Genomic DNA, 14,665 nt, shown 5'->3' on the forward strand with positions numbered 1-14,665 from the left:
CATGACATTCGAACCTTCCGAAACCTTGCGCGACCCGTTCGTGCTGTATGGCGAGTCGTTCGGCTCGCGCCTGCTGCTGGGCACCGCGCGCTACCCGTCGCCGGCCACGCTGGAGGCGGCCGTGCAGGCCTCCAGGCCCGCCATGATCACAGTCGCGCTGCGCCGCCAGGGCGCGGTAGGCGCCGGCGAGGGCGGCCAGGCCTTCTGGCAGATGCTCAAGGCGCTGGACGTGCCGGTGCTGCCCAATACCGCTGGCTGCTTCACCGCGCAGGAAGTGATCACCACCGCGATGATGGCGCGCGAGGTCTTCGAAACACCGTGGATCAAGCTGGAGCTGATCGGCGACGACTACACGCTGCAGCCCGATACGCTGAACCTGCCGGCCGTGGCCGAGACCCTGATCAAGGAAGGCTTCAAGGTGCTGCCGTACTGCACCGAGGACCTGGTGCTGTGCCGCCGCCTGCTCGACGTGGGCTGCCAGGCGCTGATGCCTTGGGCCGCCCCGATCGGCACCGGCCGCGGCGCGGTCAACCCGCACGCGATGCGCGTGCTGCGCGAGCGCCTGCCCGACACCCCGCTGATCGTCGATGCCGGCCTGGGCCTGCCGTCGCATGCGGCGCAGGTGCTGGAGTGGGGCTACGACGGCGTGCTGCTCAATACCGCGGTGGCGCAGGCCGCCTACCCGGTCAATATGGCGCGCGCCTTTGCGCAGGCCGTTGAGGCCGGCCGCACCGCCTACCTGGCCGGGCCGATGCCCGAGCGCGAGGTGGCGCAGGCCAGCACCCCTGTCGTTGGCATGCCGTTCTGGCACGCCGACAGCACGGAGCAGCGCGCATGACCCGCCGCGCCGTGCATGCCGCCAGTGACGGCCCGCTGCGCCAGGCGGTGCTGGAACACTATGGCGAGACCTTCGGCGTCGATGACAAGCCGTGGCAGGCCTGGCGCCTGGCCGACGCGCCCGCGCAACCCGGCGCCCACGACGTGCTGCTGTTCGACGGCGAAGCCGACGCAGGCACGATCGCGCGCGTCGCCGCCGCGGGCGCCACGCTGATCGAGACCGACCGCGAGGGCGGCCAGTGGATCGACACGGTGCGCTCGCCGATGGGCACTTGGGTCTTCTCCGTCGCCGCCGACACCGACCAGCCGCATTCGCCCGCCTTCGTCGCGGTGCTGCTGGCCAGCCTGTCGCTGCATTTCCCCGCGCACGACGCGCTGTGCCTGGCGCGCGCCTGGGAGCCGGGCTCGGCCGACTGGCCGTCTGACTTTGCCCGCTTCCCGCATGTGCGGCACGCCGCCCTGGTGGCACCCGAGCAGGCCGCGGCGCCGTTCGCGCCGTGCCCCGCGCTGGGCCTGTACGTGGTGGTGCCAAGCGCCGAATGGATCGAGCGCCTGGCGCCGCTGAACGTGCCGACGGTGCAGCTGCGCTTCAAGTCCGACGACCCCGCCGCGGTGCGTGCCGAGATCGCACGCGCGGCGAAGGCCATGCAGGGCTCGTCGTCGCGCCTGTTCGTCAACGACCACTGGCAGGCCGCGATCGACTACCGCGCCGCCAACGGCGGCGATCAGAGCGGCATCTACGGCATCCACCTTGGCCAGGAAGACCTGGACGATGCCGACCTCGATGCGATCCGCGCTTCGGGCCTGCGCCTGGGTGTCTCCACCCATGGCTATGCCGAGATGCTGCGCGTGGCCGCGATCCGCCCCAGCTACCTGGCGCTGGGCGCGATCTTCCCGACCACCACCAAGGTGATGCCGACCCAGCCGCAGGGCATGGGCCGCTTCCGCGCCTACGTGAAGCTGATGCAGCCGGTGATCCCGTCGCTGGTGGGCATCGGCGGCGTCAACGCGGCCAATATGCGCGAGGTGCTGGCCGTCGGCGTCGGCAGTGCCGCCGTGGTGCGCGCGGTGACCGAGGCTGATGACGTGCCGGCCGCGGTGGCCCAACTGATCAGCCTGTTCCCCGCTGTCTGAGCGCGGAGCCAGCCATGGCTGCTGCTGCGCACATCCGCCTGGCAGCGGCGGACGAGGTGCCGCGCCTGGCCGATATCGAACTGGCCGCCGCGGCGCTCTTCCCTGATACGGATCTGCCGGCGCTGCTGCGCCTGGTCAGCACGCCCGAGCCGGTGCTGGCCGCCGCGCAGCGCGAAGCGCGCCTGTGGGTAGCCGAGCGCGATGGGGAACTGGCCGGCTTTGCGCTGGCCAGCCGCAACGGTGAGTGCGCCTATCTCGATGAAATGGATGTGCACCCCGACCACGGGCGCCGCGGCATCGGGCGGGCGCTGGTAGGGGCGGTGCAGGGCTGGGCGCGGGCGGGGGGATCGCACTCGCTCAACCTGACCACGTTTGCCCACCTGCCCTGGAATGCGCCGTTCTATGCATCGCTCGGGTTTCGCCAGTTGCGTGACGACGAGCTGTGTCCGCTGCTGGCCGACGCGCTGGCGGCGCAGCGTGCTGCGGGGCTGCGGCAGCGGGTGGCGATGCGGAAGGTGCTCTGAAGGGCGCGCGCGGCGCCAGGATTTGTGCGACATTCGCCCAGCCGCGGGAACCGAACGGGGCCCCGCCGTTATGATGTTGGGCAGCATTCCCCGCCAACCATCCAGCATCCCCCATCATGTCCAGCCAGACCGCCCCCGAAATCATCCCCGTCGCCCCCGGCACGCCCGAAAAGCCCTACTTCGGCATCGACGTGCCGCTGATGCGCTATTTCGGCCTGCAACCGGTTCAGATCGAGGAGGGCCTGTGCCGCACGCGGCTGCCGGCGCACCCGTCGCTGGTCAACAGCCGTGGCGATGTGCATGGCGGCACGCTGATGGCGACGCTGGACTTCACCCTGAGCGGAGCCGCGCGCTCGCATGCGCCGCTGGAAACCGGCGTGATCACGATCGACATGTCCACGCATTTCCTGGCGGCAGCGCGCGGCGAGCTGACGCTGGAGGCGCGCTGCCTGCGCCGCGGCGCGCGCATTGCATTCTGCGAGGGCGAGGTCAAGGATGCTGCCGGCACAGTGGTGTGCGTGGCGCGGGCCGCATTCAAGCTGGTGCCGCTGTCCGCCGGCGGCAACTGACCCTGGCGTCGGCCTGGCCGCTCAGTCCTGCAGCGGCCGGTACACCTGTTCGAAGCGTGCGCGCTCGGTGATGCCATAGTCGCCGGGCGCGTATTGCATCAGCCAGTCGCCCGGCTTGCCGTGCAGCACGTCGCCGCCGGCGCTGCGCGCGATGCTGAAGGCCTCGTGCATTTCGCGCGCCAGTACCGGGATCGGCTTGTTGCGGTAGGCGCCGTCCTGGCCGTGCGCCAGCGGCGGCACGGCCTCGTATTTGGGGTCGAAGCGGTCGCGCGAGACGCACCAGCGGTCGCCGCCGCGGCTGGTGATCAGCGCATCGCCAGGCTGGTAGCGGTTGGGTCCCTCGCGGCTGATCAGCTCGCCGGGTTCGGTGGCGAACACCACGTCGACAACTTCATGCTTGAGGTAGAACGCGGCAGCCGGGTCGCTGCGCAGGTCGATATCGGCCAGCATCGGCATGTCCGTCAACCCAGCGCGCGCGGCGCGAACAAATGGTTCAGCGGGCCGTTGCCGGCACCCAGCCGCAGCCCCGCGCCCGCCGCGATGGCCTGCGCCACGTAGTCCAGCGCCGTGCCCACCGCCGCCTCCAGCGCATCGCCGCGCGCAAGCTGAGCGGCAATCGCGGCGGCCAGCGTGCAGCCGGTGCCGTGCAGGTTGCGGGTATCGACACGCGGATGCGTGAACACGCGCACGCTGCCGTCGGCCAGCATCAGCAGGTCATCCAGGCCGCCGGCGGCGGCACCGTCTTCCAGGTGGCCACCCTTGAGCAGCACCGCGGGGCAGCCCATCGCGATCAGGTCGGCGGCGGCCTGTTCCATCTCCGCACGGCGCGTGATCCTGCGGCCCAGCAGGTAGGAAGCCTCGGGCAGGTTGGGCGTGACCAGCAGCGCGCGCGGGAACAGCAGCCGCACCATGGCCTGCGTGGTGGCGTCATCGGACAGCGTCGCGCCCGAGGTCGAGATCATCACCGGGTCCACCACCAGCTTGCGGATGGCGTGCCGGTCCGCCGCCGCGGCCACCGCCTCGACGATGGCGGCGGTGCCCAGCATGCCGGTCTTGGCCGCGTCCACGCCGATATCGCTGGCCACGGCATCGATCTGCGCGGCCACCATGTCGGCGGGAATGGCGTGCACGCCGGTCACGCCCAGCGTGTTCTGCGCGGTGATCGCGGTGATGGCGCTCATGCCAAAGCAGCCCAGCGCGGAAAAGGTCTTCAGGTCGGCCTGGATGCCGGCGCCGCCGCCGGAGTCGGAACCGGCGATGGTCAGGGTACGGGGTGGCGTTGGGATCATCTGTGCAGGAATCGGAGGGAGCCGGTGCGCAAGGCGCCCGGGCACGCTACAATACCGCCACTCCGAGGAGCGTTGCAACGGATGGCGGCCTGCGAAGCACATCGCGCGGCCGGCGGCACAGCCGCCCCATGCCATCCGCCAGGCTCGGACTGTCTTCAACGGCGCTCGCTGATCCGTGGTCCGCACGGAGGCGAGTCGACCTATCCGCGTGCTTTGCATGTGCCCTTGCGCCATGCCACGGCTGCCAGATTCCCCGTACTCGTCACCTGCGTGCCACTCTTCACCGGGAGTGAAACATGAACGCTGTGACCGACCTGAAGCAAGACTACCTCGTCGCCGACATCAACCTGGCCGGCTGGGGCCGCAAGGAAATCGCCATTGCCGAGACCGAGATGCCCGGCCTGATGGCGATCCGCGACGAATTCGCCGCGGCGCAGCCGCTCAAGGGCGCGCGCATTGCCGGCTCGCTGCACATGACGATCCAGACCGCCGTGCTGATCGAGACGCTCAAGGCACTGGGCGCCGACGTGCGCTGGGCCTCGTGCAATATCTTCTCGACCCAGGACCACGCCGCTGCCGCGATCGCCGCCGGCGGCACGCCCGTGTTCGCGTTCAAGGGCGAATCGCTGAAGGAATACTGGGACTTCACCCACCGCATCTTCGACTGGGCGGATGGCGGCACCCCCAACATGATCCTGGATGACGGCGGCGACGCCACGTTGCTGCTGCACCTGGGCGCGCGTGCCGAGAAGGACGAGTCGGTGATCGCCAAGGCCACCAGCGAAGAAGAAACCTACCTGTTCGCCGCGATCAAGGAAAAGCTGGCCAAGGACCCGAGCTGGTACAGCCGCAACCTGGCAGCCATCCGCGGCGTGACCGAGGAAACCACCACCGGCGTGCACCGCCTGTACCAGATGGCCCAGAAGGGCGAACTGCGCTTCCCGGCCATCAACGTCAACGACTCGGTGACCAAGAGCAAGTTCGACAACCTGTACGGCTGCCGCGAGTCGCTGGTGGACGGCATCAAGCGCGCCACCGACGTGATGATCGCCGGCAAGGTTGCCATCGTGGCCGGCTACGGCGACGTGGGCAAGGGCAGCGCACAGGCGCTGCGCGCGCTGTCGGCCCAGGTGTGGGTGACCGAGATCGACCCGATCTGCGCGCTGCAGGCCGCGATGGAAGGCTACCGCGTGGTGACCATGGACTACGCCGCCGAGCATGGCGATATCTTCGTCACCTGCACCGGCAACTACCATGTCATCACCCATGACCACATGGCGAAGATGAAGGACCAGGCCATCGTCTGCAATATCGGCCACTTCGACAACGAGATCGACATCGCCTCGATCGAGAAGTACGAATGGGATGAGATCAAGCCGCAGGTCGATCACGTCAAGTTCCCGGACGGCAAGAAGCTGATCATCCTGGCCAAGGGCCGCCTGGTGAACCTGGGCTGCGCCACCGGCCACCCGTCGTACGTGATGAGCAGCTCGTTCGCCAACCAGACCATCGCCCAGATCGAACTCTGGCAGGAACGCGACAGCGGCAAGTACCCGGTCGGCGTCTACACGCTGCCCAAGCACCTGGACGAGAAGGTGGCGCGCCTGCAGCTGCGCAAGCTGAACGCGCAGCTGACCGAGCTGACCGAACAGCAGGCCGCGTACATCGGCGTGAAGAAGGAAGGCCCGTACAAGGCCGACCACTACCGCTACTGATCCGCACAGGAAGGCAGGGCTCCCCCTCCCGCTTGCGGGAGAGGGGGAGAAACCACATTCAAGGAGCCGTCATGAGATTACTGGTCGTCTGGATCATCAACGCTGTTGCGCTGTTCGTGCTGCCGTACATCATCTCGTCGATCCACATCCAGAGCTTTGGCTCGGCGATGCTGGCGGCGCTGGTGCTGGGCCTGGTCAATACGCTGATCCGTCCGATCCTGGTGATCCTGACGCTGCCGGTCACGCTGCTGACGCTGGGGCTGTTTATCTTCGTCATCAACGCGCTGCTGTTCCTGTTTGTCGGCAACCTGCTGTCGGGCTTTACCGTCGGCGGTTTCTGGGCGGCCCTGCTGGGCTCCATCCTGTACAGCGTGATCTCGTGGCTGCTGGCCAGCCTGCTGCTGGGCGAACGCACCGCCTGACGCGGCCTGCACTGACACGAATCCCATACCGCGCGCCGCGCCAACGCGGCGCGCCACCATTATGCAAGACCGCTACTTCAGCTTTGAATTCTTCCCGCCCAAGACGGCGGAGGGCACGGAGAAACTGCGCAACACGCGTGCGCAGCTGGCCCCGCTCAAGCCCAAGTACATCTCGGTGACGTTCGGCGCCGGCGGCACCACGCAGCAGGGCACGCTGGACGCGGTGCTGGAAATCCAGCGCGAAGGCATCGAGGCCGCGCCGCACCTGTCGTGCGTGGGCTCGTCGCGCGAGAGCATCCGCGCGATCCTGCAGCAGTACCGCGAGGGCGGCATCCGCCATATCGTCGCCCTGCGCGGCGACATGCCCTCGGGCATGGGCGAGATCGGCGAGTTCCGCTACGCCAACGAACTGGTCGAGTTCATCCGCGCCGAGACCGGCGACTGGTTCAACATCGAGGTCGCGGCCTACCCCGAGTACCACCCTCAGGCCAAGTCCCCGCGCCACGATCTGGACAACTTCGTGCGCAAGGTCAAGGCCGGCGCCGACTCCGCCATCACGCAGTACTTCTACAACGCCGACGCCTACTTCCGCTTTGTCGACGATGTGCGGGCGCAGGGCGTGGAGGTGCCGATCGTGCCGGGCATCATGCCGATCACCAACTACTCGCAGCTGATGCGCTTCTCCGAGATGTGCGGCGCCGAAGTGCCGCGCTGGGTGGCCAAGCGGCTGGAGAGCTTCGGCGACGACCGCGAATCGATCCGCGCCTTCGGCCTGGACGTGGTCACCGCGCTGTGCGAGCGCCTGCTCGCCGCGGGCGTGCCGGGCCTGCACTTCTACACGCTCAATGCCGCCGGCGCCACCAAGGCGATCTGGCAGCGCCTGAAGCTGTAAAGCCCGCCATGGCCACGCGCCGCCCCGATCCCTTCATCGAACATCTGCTCGAGCTGATGGGGCCGCTGGCGGCGCGCATCGGTCCCATTGCGGCCAAGCGCATGTTTGGCGGCCATGGCCTGTTCTATGACGGGCTGATGTTTGCGCTGGTGTCGGGAGGCACCTGCTACCTGAAGGCGGATGACGCCACGCGCGGCAAGTTCGAGGCCGAGGGCAGCGAGCCCTTCCGCTACCAGTCGGCAAAGCGCGAGGTCACCATGCGCCACTACCTGAGCCTGCCGCCGGCGGCGCTGGAATCGCCCGGCGCGATGACGCCCTGGGCGAAGCTGGCGGTGGAGGCGGCGCTGCGGCTGGGGAACGCGGGCTGAGTGTTTGCTTCCCTCTCCCGCGTGCGGGAGAGGGGAGCCTGCTGCGGGCGCTTGTGGTGCTCCCACGATGCCTGCGATCGGTGCCATACTCGGCACCATGGTCACCGCCACCTTCCGCTTCTACGAGGAACTGAACGACTTCCTCGCGCCGGACCAGCGCCGGCGTGACCTGTCCTGCGCCTGCGCGCGCGCCGCCACGGTCAAGCACATGATCGAGGCGCTGGGCGTGCCGCATACCGAAGTCGAGCTGATCCTGGTCAATGGCGAATCGTCCGGGTTCGAGCGGCCGCTGTGCGATGGCGACCGGGTCTCGGTCTATCCCAAGTTCGAACGGCTCGACGTGTCCCCGCTGCTGCGGGTACGCGAGCAGCCGCTGCGGGTGATGCGCTTTGTCGCCGACGCGCACCTGGGCGGCCTGGCGCACCTGCTGCGCATGACCGGCTTCGACACCCTCTACGACAACCATTTCGAAGACAGCGAGATCGAGCGCATCGCCGTCGACCAGGGCCGCGTCGTGCTGACGCGCGACCGCGAGCTGCTCAAGCGCCGCGGCATCACCCACGGCTGCTATGTGCGCGCGATCAAGTCGCAACTGCAGGTGCGGGAAATCTTTGCGCGGCTGGACCTGGCGCGCAGCGCACGGCCGTTTTCGCTATGCCTGGACTGCAATGCGCCGCTGCGCGCGCTGGATGCGGCGGGCGCGGCCGGGCGCGTGCCGCAAGGGGTGCTGGAGCGCCATCGCAGCTTTGTCACCTGCGACCAGTGCCGGCGCGTGTTCTGGGAGGGCTCGCACTGGCGCTGCATGCGTGCGCTGGTGGACGAGCTGGTGCGGCGCGACGAGGCCGAGCAAGGTTAGAACGCGCCGGATTCCGTGACGATCCAGTCCATGGCGATGTCATGCGGCTGCGCCTGCAACGGTGCCCGGCAGTTTTCGTAGCCAATGCCGATCGCCACCGGCCGCTGCGCCATGGCCGCCAGCGTGCGGTCGTAGAAGCCGCCGCCGTAGCCCAGGCGGAACTTGTCCGGGCTGAATCCGACACAGGGAATGAGCAGGGCATCGGGCGTCACGGCCTCAGTGCCGTCCGGCACCGGGATGCCGTAGTGGCCGGTGGCCATGGGCGTGTCCGGTGTCCACAGGTGGAAATCCAGCGGCGCGCCCGGGCGGCTGACCGACGGCAGCGCGGCGCTGCGGCCAGGCATGGCGGCTAGCCAGATGCCGACCGCGTCGCGCGCGTCGAACTCCTGCTGGATCGGCCAGTAGAAACCGAGGCAGCGCGCGGCCAGGCCGGCCAGCAATCCGGACAGCGCGGCGGCGATGCGCGCGTCGGCTTCGGCGCGTGCGGGCAGGGCGGCGCGCTGCGCCAGCAACTGCGTGCGCAGTGCGCGACGGTCTTCGGCGGCGGGGTTGGGTGCGGTCGTGGCAGGAGTGGATGACATGGCGTGGGATAATGCCCCTCGTCCGAACCAACACGAACGGCGGAACCGCGGCTGGGCACAAGGTTGCAGGCGCCGGCGCCGCCGTCATCGACAAGGAAGCAAAGAATGCTGAAGGGAGTATATCTGCAGCGTGCCGGCCGGGCCGCCTGGATCGCGCTGGCATGTGCACTGCTTGTCACGCCCGTCCATGCGCAGAAGCGCCCGCAGGCGGTGTCGCGCCCGCAGGCGGCGGTGATCCCGAGCGATCCCGACGAGGCCTTCACCGCGCTGCGCGAAGCCGCGCGCAAGAACGATGTGGAGCGTGCCTACGCGATCTCGGCCACGCTGGTGGACTACCCGGTCCCCTCCTATGTCGAGTACTTCCGCATCAAGCCGCAATTGTTCGACGCCAGCGGCCTGGCGCGCATCGATGCGCCCGACGACCAGGTGCGCGTGTTCCTGCAGCGCTACAAGGGCGACGCCATTGCCGACCGCATGCGCAATGACTGGCTGCTGGTGCTGGGCAAGAAGCGCGACTGGGCCAATTTCGATGTCGAATACCCGCAGTTCGCGCTCAAGGACGATACCCAGGTCGAGTGCTATGCGCTGCTGTCGCGCGCGCTCAAGGGCCAGAACGTGGCCGCCGATGCGCGCAATGTGCTGAGCGACCCCAGGTACTACGGCGAAGGCTGTGTCGACCTGATCGGCTACCTGGCGCAAAGCCAGCAGATCCAGCGCAGCGACGTCGCCTACCAGGCGCGGCTGGCGCTGGAGCAGAACTATGTCACGCTGGCCGGCAAGATCCTCGCGCTGGTGCCCGACGCGCGCGCGGATGGCGATACGCTCGCCACCATCGTCAAGATGGCGCGCAACGACCCGTCGCAGGCTGCCGCCTACCTCGGCACGGCCCAGGGCGCGCTGTCGCGCGACGAGCAAGGCGCGGCCTGGGGCGTGATCGGCCAGTTCGCGGCCAAGAAGCTGCTGCCCGACGCGGCCGGCTACTACCGCCGCCAGATGGACCTGGGCGGCAACCAGTGGCTCTCCGACGACACCCAGGAGTGGCGCGTGCGCGCCGCGCTGCGCCAGGGCGACTGGAAACAGGTGCGCCAGGCGGTGGAGCTGATGCGCCCCGAACTGCGCGCCAAGGACCCGGCCTGGATCTACTGGTATGGCCGCGCGCTCAAGGCCGACGGCCGCGACACCGAGGCCCAGCAGAACTTCCAGCAGATCGCCGGCCAGTTCAACTTCTACGGCCAGCTGGCCAGCGAAGAGCTGGGCAACCGCATCACGCTGCCGGCGCGCACCACCGTCAGCGACGCCGAGGCCATGGCCATGCGTTCGCGCCCCGGTTTTCAGCGGGCGCAGAAGTTCTACAACATGAACCTGCGCTTCGAAGGCAACCGCGAGTGGAACTGGGAACTGCGCAATATGAGCGACCGCGAACTGCTGGCCGCGGCCGAGTATGCGCGCCGCCTGGAGCTGCTGGACCGCACCGTCAACTCCGCCGACCGGACCCGCAACGAACATGATTTCACGCTGCGCTTCCTGATGCCGTATCGCGACATCATGCAGCGCGCCACCGACGATGTCGGCCTGGACATGGCGTGGGTTTACGGCCTGATCCGCCAGGAATCGCGCTTCATCATGAATGCGCGCTCGTCGGCGGGCGCACATGGCCTGATGCAGGTAATGCCGGCCACGGCCAAGTACGTCGCGCGCAAGATCGGCATGAACGACTTTTCGCCGTCGATGATGGGCGATCCCAATATCAACATCCTGCTTGGCACCAATTACCTGAACATGGTGCTGACCGACCTGGACAGTTCGTGGACGCTGGCTTCGGCTGCGTACAACGCCGGCCCGGGCCGGCCCAAGGCCTGGCGCAGCACACTGGCGCGGCCGGTGGAAGGCGCGATCTTTGCAGAGACCATTCCGTTCAATGAAACGCGCGGCTATGTGAAGAATGTGCTTTCCAACGCCACGTACTATGCTGCATTGATGAGTGGCCGTCCGCAGTCGCTGAAATCGCGCCTGGGCATGGTCGCGCCGTCGGCGGTGACTACCACCAGCCTGCCCTGAAGTCACCCCTGCGGGGGCGGGCAGGACGGCCCCTGCCGGGACGATCCGGCGGGCCCGGGCTGGCGCAGGGTGCCGCGGCGTGCAGTTTTCTTGGCACGGAGGCATCATGCAGACCAGCAACGTCCTCGTTATCGGTGGCGCCGGCTTTATCGGCAGCCACCTCGTCTCGCGCCTGGCCGGGGCTGCCTCGGCCTCGGGCGCGCCGCTTGAGCCTGGCGCCAACCCCGATTCGCCCATCGCCCCCGACCGCATCGTGGTCGGCACGCGCAATATCGAGCATGCGCAGCACCTGCTGCTGCTGCCGCGCGTGGAGGTGGTGGAGCTGGGCCTGGCCGACAATGCCGCGCTGGACGATGCCATCGGCTCGCTGGGCGTGGATGGCATCGTCGTCAACCTGGTGGGCGTGCTGCACGGCGAGCGCGCCGACCCCTACGGCGAAGCCTTTGCCAGCGCGCATGTGGAGATGGTGCGGCAGATCGCGGCATCGTGCCTGTCCACCGGCGTGCGCCGGCTGTTGCATATGAGCGCGCTGGGCGCGGACAGCAACGGGCCATCGATGTACCTGCGCAGCAAGGGCGACGGCGAGCGCGTGGTGCGCGCCAGCGGGCTGGACTGGACCATCTTCCGGCCCTCGGTGGTGTTTGGCCCCGACGACCATTTCCTGAACCTGTTCGCCCACATGCAGCAGATGGCCCCGGTGGTGCCGCTGGCGTGCGCGCATGCGCGCTTCCAGCCGGTATTCGTGCAGGATGTGGTGCAGGCCTACCTGAATGCCATGGTGAACCCGGCCACCATCGGCCACGGCTATGAGCTGGGCGGCCCGCAGGTCTATACCCTGGAAGAGCTGGTGCGCTTTGCCGGCCGCGCTTCCGGGCATCCGCGCCCGGTGATCGCGCTGCCCGATGCGCTGGCACGGGTGCAGGCCAGCATCATGGAGCATATGCCGGGCGAACCGATGCTGTCGCGCGACAACCTCGACTCGATGCAGCTCGACAATGTGCTGGAGCACCCGGTCGCACCCGAACTGAACCTGCATCCGGCCAGCCTGGAGTCGGTCATGACCGACGCGCTGGCGGGGCGCAACCGCGATACCGCGATGACGCATATGCGGGCCAGCGTGCACCGCTGACGCGCCGGCGTCCCGGTGCGCCCTATGTGACCGGATTTCATATCGGTTGCTAGCGCAATTCACTTTGACGCGGGCGGCAGCACTGGCAGAATGACCAGTCCGGCGCGCGGCCGCCATGCCGTCCTGCAGGCCCGCAGGCGCCGCGCCTGCGCCGTCTCCCTCCGTTTCCTCCCCCAAGGACCCACGATGAAGCTCGTCATCGGCAACAAGAACTATTCCTCCTGGTCGCTGCGCCCATGGCTGTTGCTGCGCCAGGCCGGCATTGATTTCGAAGAAGTGCAGGTGCGCCTGTTCACCGGCAGCTTCGCCGCCGAGATCGCGCGCTACTCGCCCGCGGGCAAGGTGCCGGCGCTGGTCGATGGCGAGGTCACGGTGTGGGATTCGCTGGCGATCTGCGAATACCTGGCCGAGCGCTTCCCGGAAAAGAACCTGTGGCCGGCCGACCGCGCCCAGCGCGCGGTGGCGCGCGCCGTCTGCGCCGAGATGCATTCGGGCTTCGGCAACCTGCGCAGCCAGTTGCCGATGAACGTGACCGCGGTGCTGCCCGGGCGCGGCTGGAACGTGGCGGTGCAGCGCGACGTGGAGCGCATCGCCGCGATCTGGGAAGGGCTGCGCCAGCAGCACGGTGCGAACGGGCCGTTCCTGTTCGGCGAGTTCACCGTCGCCGACGCGTTCTTTGCGCCGGTGGTGAGCCGCTTTGCCACCTACGGCATCCACCTGCCCGATGACGCCGAGGACGCCAAGGCCTACGCCGACTTCATGCTGGCGCTGCCGGCAATGCAGCAATGGATTGCAGGCGCACGCGAGGAGCGCGACTTCCTGGCCGACGACGAACCTTACCGGCTGGCCCCGGATCGTCCCGATGCGATAATCATCAACCACTGAGCAATACCGCCGGCGGGCCAGGTCCGGGCGCCGGCACATGACGAGGCCAGAACGATGCAGGTGTATGCCGTCGGCGGCGCGATCCGCGACGAATTGCTGGGCAAGCCCAGCCAGGATCGCGACTACGTGGTAGTGGGCGCGACCCCGGCGCAGATGGAAGCTGCCGGCTACAAGCCGGTCGGCAAGGACTTCCCGGTGTTCCTGCATCCGCGCACCAAAGAGGAATACGCGCTGGCCCGCACCGAACGCAAGACGGCGATGGGCTACAAGGGCTTTGCCTTTTATTGCGAGCCCGATGTCACGCTGGAAGACGACCTGGTGCGGCGCGACCTCACCATCAACGCGATGGCGCGCGCGGTCGATGCCGACGGTAACCTGACCGGCCCGGTCATCGATCCGCACGGCGGCCAGCGTGACCTGGCCGCGCGCCTGTTCCGCCATGTCTCCGACGCTTTTGCCGAAGACCCGGTGCGCATCCTGCGCGTGGCCCGCTTTGCCGCGCGCTTCCATGAATTCGGCGTTGCCGCCGAGACCATGCGGCTGATGCGCGAGATGGTCGCCGCCGGCGAGGTCGACGCGCTGGTGCCCGAGCGCGTCTGGCAGGAGCTGGCGCGCGGGCTGATGGAAGCGAAGCCGTCGCGCATGTTCGAGGTGCTGCGCGAATGCGGCGCGCTGGCGCGGCTGCTGCCCGAGCTGGAGCGCCTGTGGGGCGTGCCCCAGCGCGCCGATTACCATCCGGAAGTCGATACCGGCGTGCACGTGATGATGGTGATCGACCAGGCCGCCGCCATGGGCGCGCCGCTCACGGTGCGCTTTGCCGCGCTGGTGCATGACCTGGGCAAGGGCACCACGCCCGCGGACGTGCTGCCGCGCCATATCGGTCACGAAACGCGCAGCGCGCAGCTGCTCGAAGACGTCTGCGTGCGCCTGCGCGTACCCAATGAGTGCCGCGACCTGGCGCTGGTGGTGGCGCGCGAGCACGGCAATATCCACCGCTCGCTCGAGTTCAGCGCCGCAGCGGTGATGCGCCTGCTCGAGCGCTGCGATGCGCTGCGCAAGCCGGCACGCTTCGCCGAGGCGCTGCAGGCCTGCGAGGCCGACCTGCGCGGGCGCAAGGGCTTCGAGTCGAGCGCCTACCCGCAGGCGGCGCGCCTGCTGGCGGCGCTGGAAGCGGCGGCGGCGGTCGACGCCGGCGCGATCGCGCGTGCCTGCGGCGATGACGTCGGCCAGATCCGCGACCGTGTCCAAGCGGCGCGCGTGGCGGCGGTGGCGGCGCGCATCGGCGGTTGAGCGCAGCGCACCGGGCGCACCGGCGCGCTAGGTCCTGTTGCGCAGATAACTTGCCAAAGTGAAATCGTCCAGTTGGCTGTCAGGCTAGGCGCGAGGAGGCGCCATAGCCGTAGCTA

The 14,665-nt window shown here is 68.7% G+C and carries 16 protein-coding genes and 1 riboswitch; of the genes, 13 read left to right on the forward strand and 3 right to left on the reverse strand.

Features of this window, described 5'->3' with window-relative positions; genetic code table 11:
• Position 1: 1 nt before the first annotated feature.
• The 4 genes from AC3WVS_RS27635 (at position 2) to AC3WVS_RS27650 (ending at position 3,064) form a co-directional block, all read left to right on the forward strand.
• Positions 2 to 838: a thiazole synthase gene (locus tag AC3WVS_RS27635; protein WP_010813326.1), complete on the forward strand. Its 837-nt coding sequence runs from the start codon at positions 2 to 4 to the stop codon at positions 836 to 838.
• Entirely contained in the window at positions 835 to 1,971 is a 1,137-nt protein-coding gene (locus AC3WVS_RS27640) for a thiamine phosphate synthase (protein ID WP_492321173.1), read from the forward strand. Before AC3WVS_RS27635 ends, AC3WVS_RS27640 begins: the two co-directional genes overlap by 4 nt.
• A 14-nt stretch (positions 1,972 to 1,985) precedes the next feature.
• Positions 1,986 to 2,495, forward strand: coding sequence for a GNAT family N-acetyltransferase (locus tag AC3WVS_RS27645; protein ID WP_492321174.1), 510 nt, complete (start codon positions 1,986 to 1,988; stop codon positions 2,493 to 2,495).
• Between the two features lie 116 nt (positions 2,496 to 2,611).
• Positions 2,612 to 3,064, forward strand: a complete 453-nt coding sequence (locus AC3WVS_RS27650; RefSeq protein WP_456803365.1) for a PaaI family thioesterase — start codon at positions 2,612 to 2,614, stop codon at positions 3,062 to 3,064.
• Positions 3,065 to 3,085: 21 nt separating this feature from the next.
• Here the strand turns inward: AC3WVS_RS27650 and AC3WVS_RS27655 are convergent, their stop codons facing one another.
• Both AC3WVS_RS27655 and thiD read right to left on the reverse strand, forming a co-directional pair.
• On the reverse strand, positions 3,086 to 3,520 hold the full coding sequence (locus AC3WVS_RS27655) for a PGDYG domain-containing protein (protein ID WP_011614421.1): 435 nt from the start codon (positions 3,518 to 3,520) through the stop codon (positions 3,086 to 3,088).
• A gap of 5 nt (positions 3,521 to 3,525) precedes the next feature.
• On the reverse strand, positions 3,526 to 4,353 hold the full coding sequence (gene thiD, locus AC3WVS_RS27660) for a bifunctional hydroxymethylpyrimidine kinase/phosphomethylpyrimidine kinase (RefSeq protein WP_492321175.1): 828 nt from the start codon (positions 4,351 to 4,353) through the stop codon (positions 3,526 to 3,528).
• A gap of 58 nt (positions 4,354 to 4,411) precedes the next feature.
• A riboswitch (S-adenosyl-L-homocysteine riboswitch) is annotated at positions 4,412 to 4,527 on the forward strand.
• A gap of 122 nt (positions 4,528 to 4,649) precedes the next feature.
• Between thiD and ahcY the strand changes: the two genes are divergently transcribed.
• The 5 genes from ahcY (at position 4,650) to AC3WVS_RS27685 (ending at position 8,606) form a co-directional block, all read left to right on the forward strand.
• Positions 4,650 to 6,068 (forward strand): adenosylhomocysteinase, encoded by a 1,419-nt coding sequence (ahcY, locus tag AC3WVS_RS27665; protein WP_492321176.1) that lies wholly within the window; start codon positions 4,650 to 4,652, stop codon positions 6,066 to 6,068.
• Between the two features lie 71 nt (positions 6,069 to 6,139).
• On the forward strand, positions 6,140 to 6,490 hold the full coding sequence (locus tag AC3WVS_RS27670) for a phage holin family protein (protein WP_011614424.1): 351 nt from the start codon (positions 6,140 to 6,142) through the stop codon (positions 6,488 to 6,490).
• A 61-nt stretch (positions 6,491 to 6,551) separates the two neighbouring features.
• On the forward strand, positions 6,552 to 7,382 hold the full coding sequence (gene metF, locus AC3WVS_RS27675) for a methylenetetrahydrofolate reductase [NAD(P)H] (protein ID WP_115711511.1): 831 nt from the start codon (positions 6,552 to 6,554) through the stop codon (positions 7,380 to 7,382).
• An 8-nt stretch (positions 7,383 to 7,390) separates the two neighbouring features.
• Positions 7,391 to 7,750 carry a TfoX/Sxy family protein gene (locus AC3WVS_RS27680; protein ID WP_492321177.1) on the forward strand — a complete coding sequence of 120 codons (360 nt, stop codon included), beginning with the start codon at positions 7,391 to 7,393 and terminating at the stop codon, positions 7,748 to 7,750.
• 97 nt (positions 7,751 to 7,847) lie between these two features.
• Complete coding sequence (locus AC3WVS_RS27685) at positions 7,848 to 8,606, forward strand: Mut7-C RNAse domain-containing protein (protein WP_492321222.1); 759 nt, start codon at positions 7,848 to 7,850, stop codon at positions 8,604 to 8,606.
• Here AC3WVS_RS27685 and AC3WVS_RS27690 read toward each other — a convergent pair.
• A complete protein-coding gene (locus AC3WVS_RS27690; protein WP_492321178.1) occupies positions 8,603 to 9,187 on the reverse strand; it encodes a 5-formyltetrahydrofolate cyclo-ligase in 585 nt (194 codons plus the stop codon). The genes AC3WVS_RS27685 and AC3WVS_RS27690 overlap by 4 nt on opposite strands.
• 105 nt (positions 9,188 to 9,292) lie before the next feature.
• On the opposite strand from AC3WVS_RS27690, the gene AC3WVS_RS27695 reads away from it, so the two are divergent.
• From AC3WVS_RS27695 to AC3WVS_RS27710, 4 genes are all read left to right on the forward strand, one after another.
• Positions 9,293 to 11,245: a lytic transglycosylase domain-containing protein gene (locus tag AC3WVS_RS27695; protein WP_492321179.1), complete on the forward strand. Its 1,953-nt coding sequence runs from the start codon at positions 9,293 to 9,295 to the stop codon at positions 11,243 to 11,245.
• Positions 11,246 to 11,351: 106 nt separating this feature from the next.
• Positions 11,352 to 12,374: a complex I NDUFA9 subunit family protein gene (locus AC3WVS_RS27700; protein WP_492321180.1), complete on the forward strand. Its 1,023-nt coding sequence runs from the start codon at positions 11,352 to 11,354 to the stop codon at positions 12,372 to 12,374.
• Positions 12,375 to 12,560: 186 nt separating this feature from the next.
• The gene (locus AC3WVS_RS27705; protein WP_492321181.1) at positions 12,561 to 13,259 is read left to right on the forward strand and encodes a glutathione S-transferase family protein; all 699 of its coding nucleotides are present in this window, start codon (positions 12,561 to 12,563) and stop codon (positions 13,257 to 13,259) included.
• A 54-nt stretch (positions 13,260 to 13,313) separates the two neighbouring features.
• Complete coding sequence (locus AC3WVS_RS27710) at positions 13,314 to 14,549, forward strand: multifunctional CCA addition/repair protein (RefSeq protein WP_492321182.1); 1,236 nt, start codon at positions 13,314 to 13,316, stop codon at positions 14,547 to 14,549.
• Positions 14,550 to 14,665 lie beyond the last annotated feature (116 nt).

This window comes from Cupriavidus sp. CPT47-8839-RL05A, from assembly GCF_058792255.1.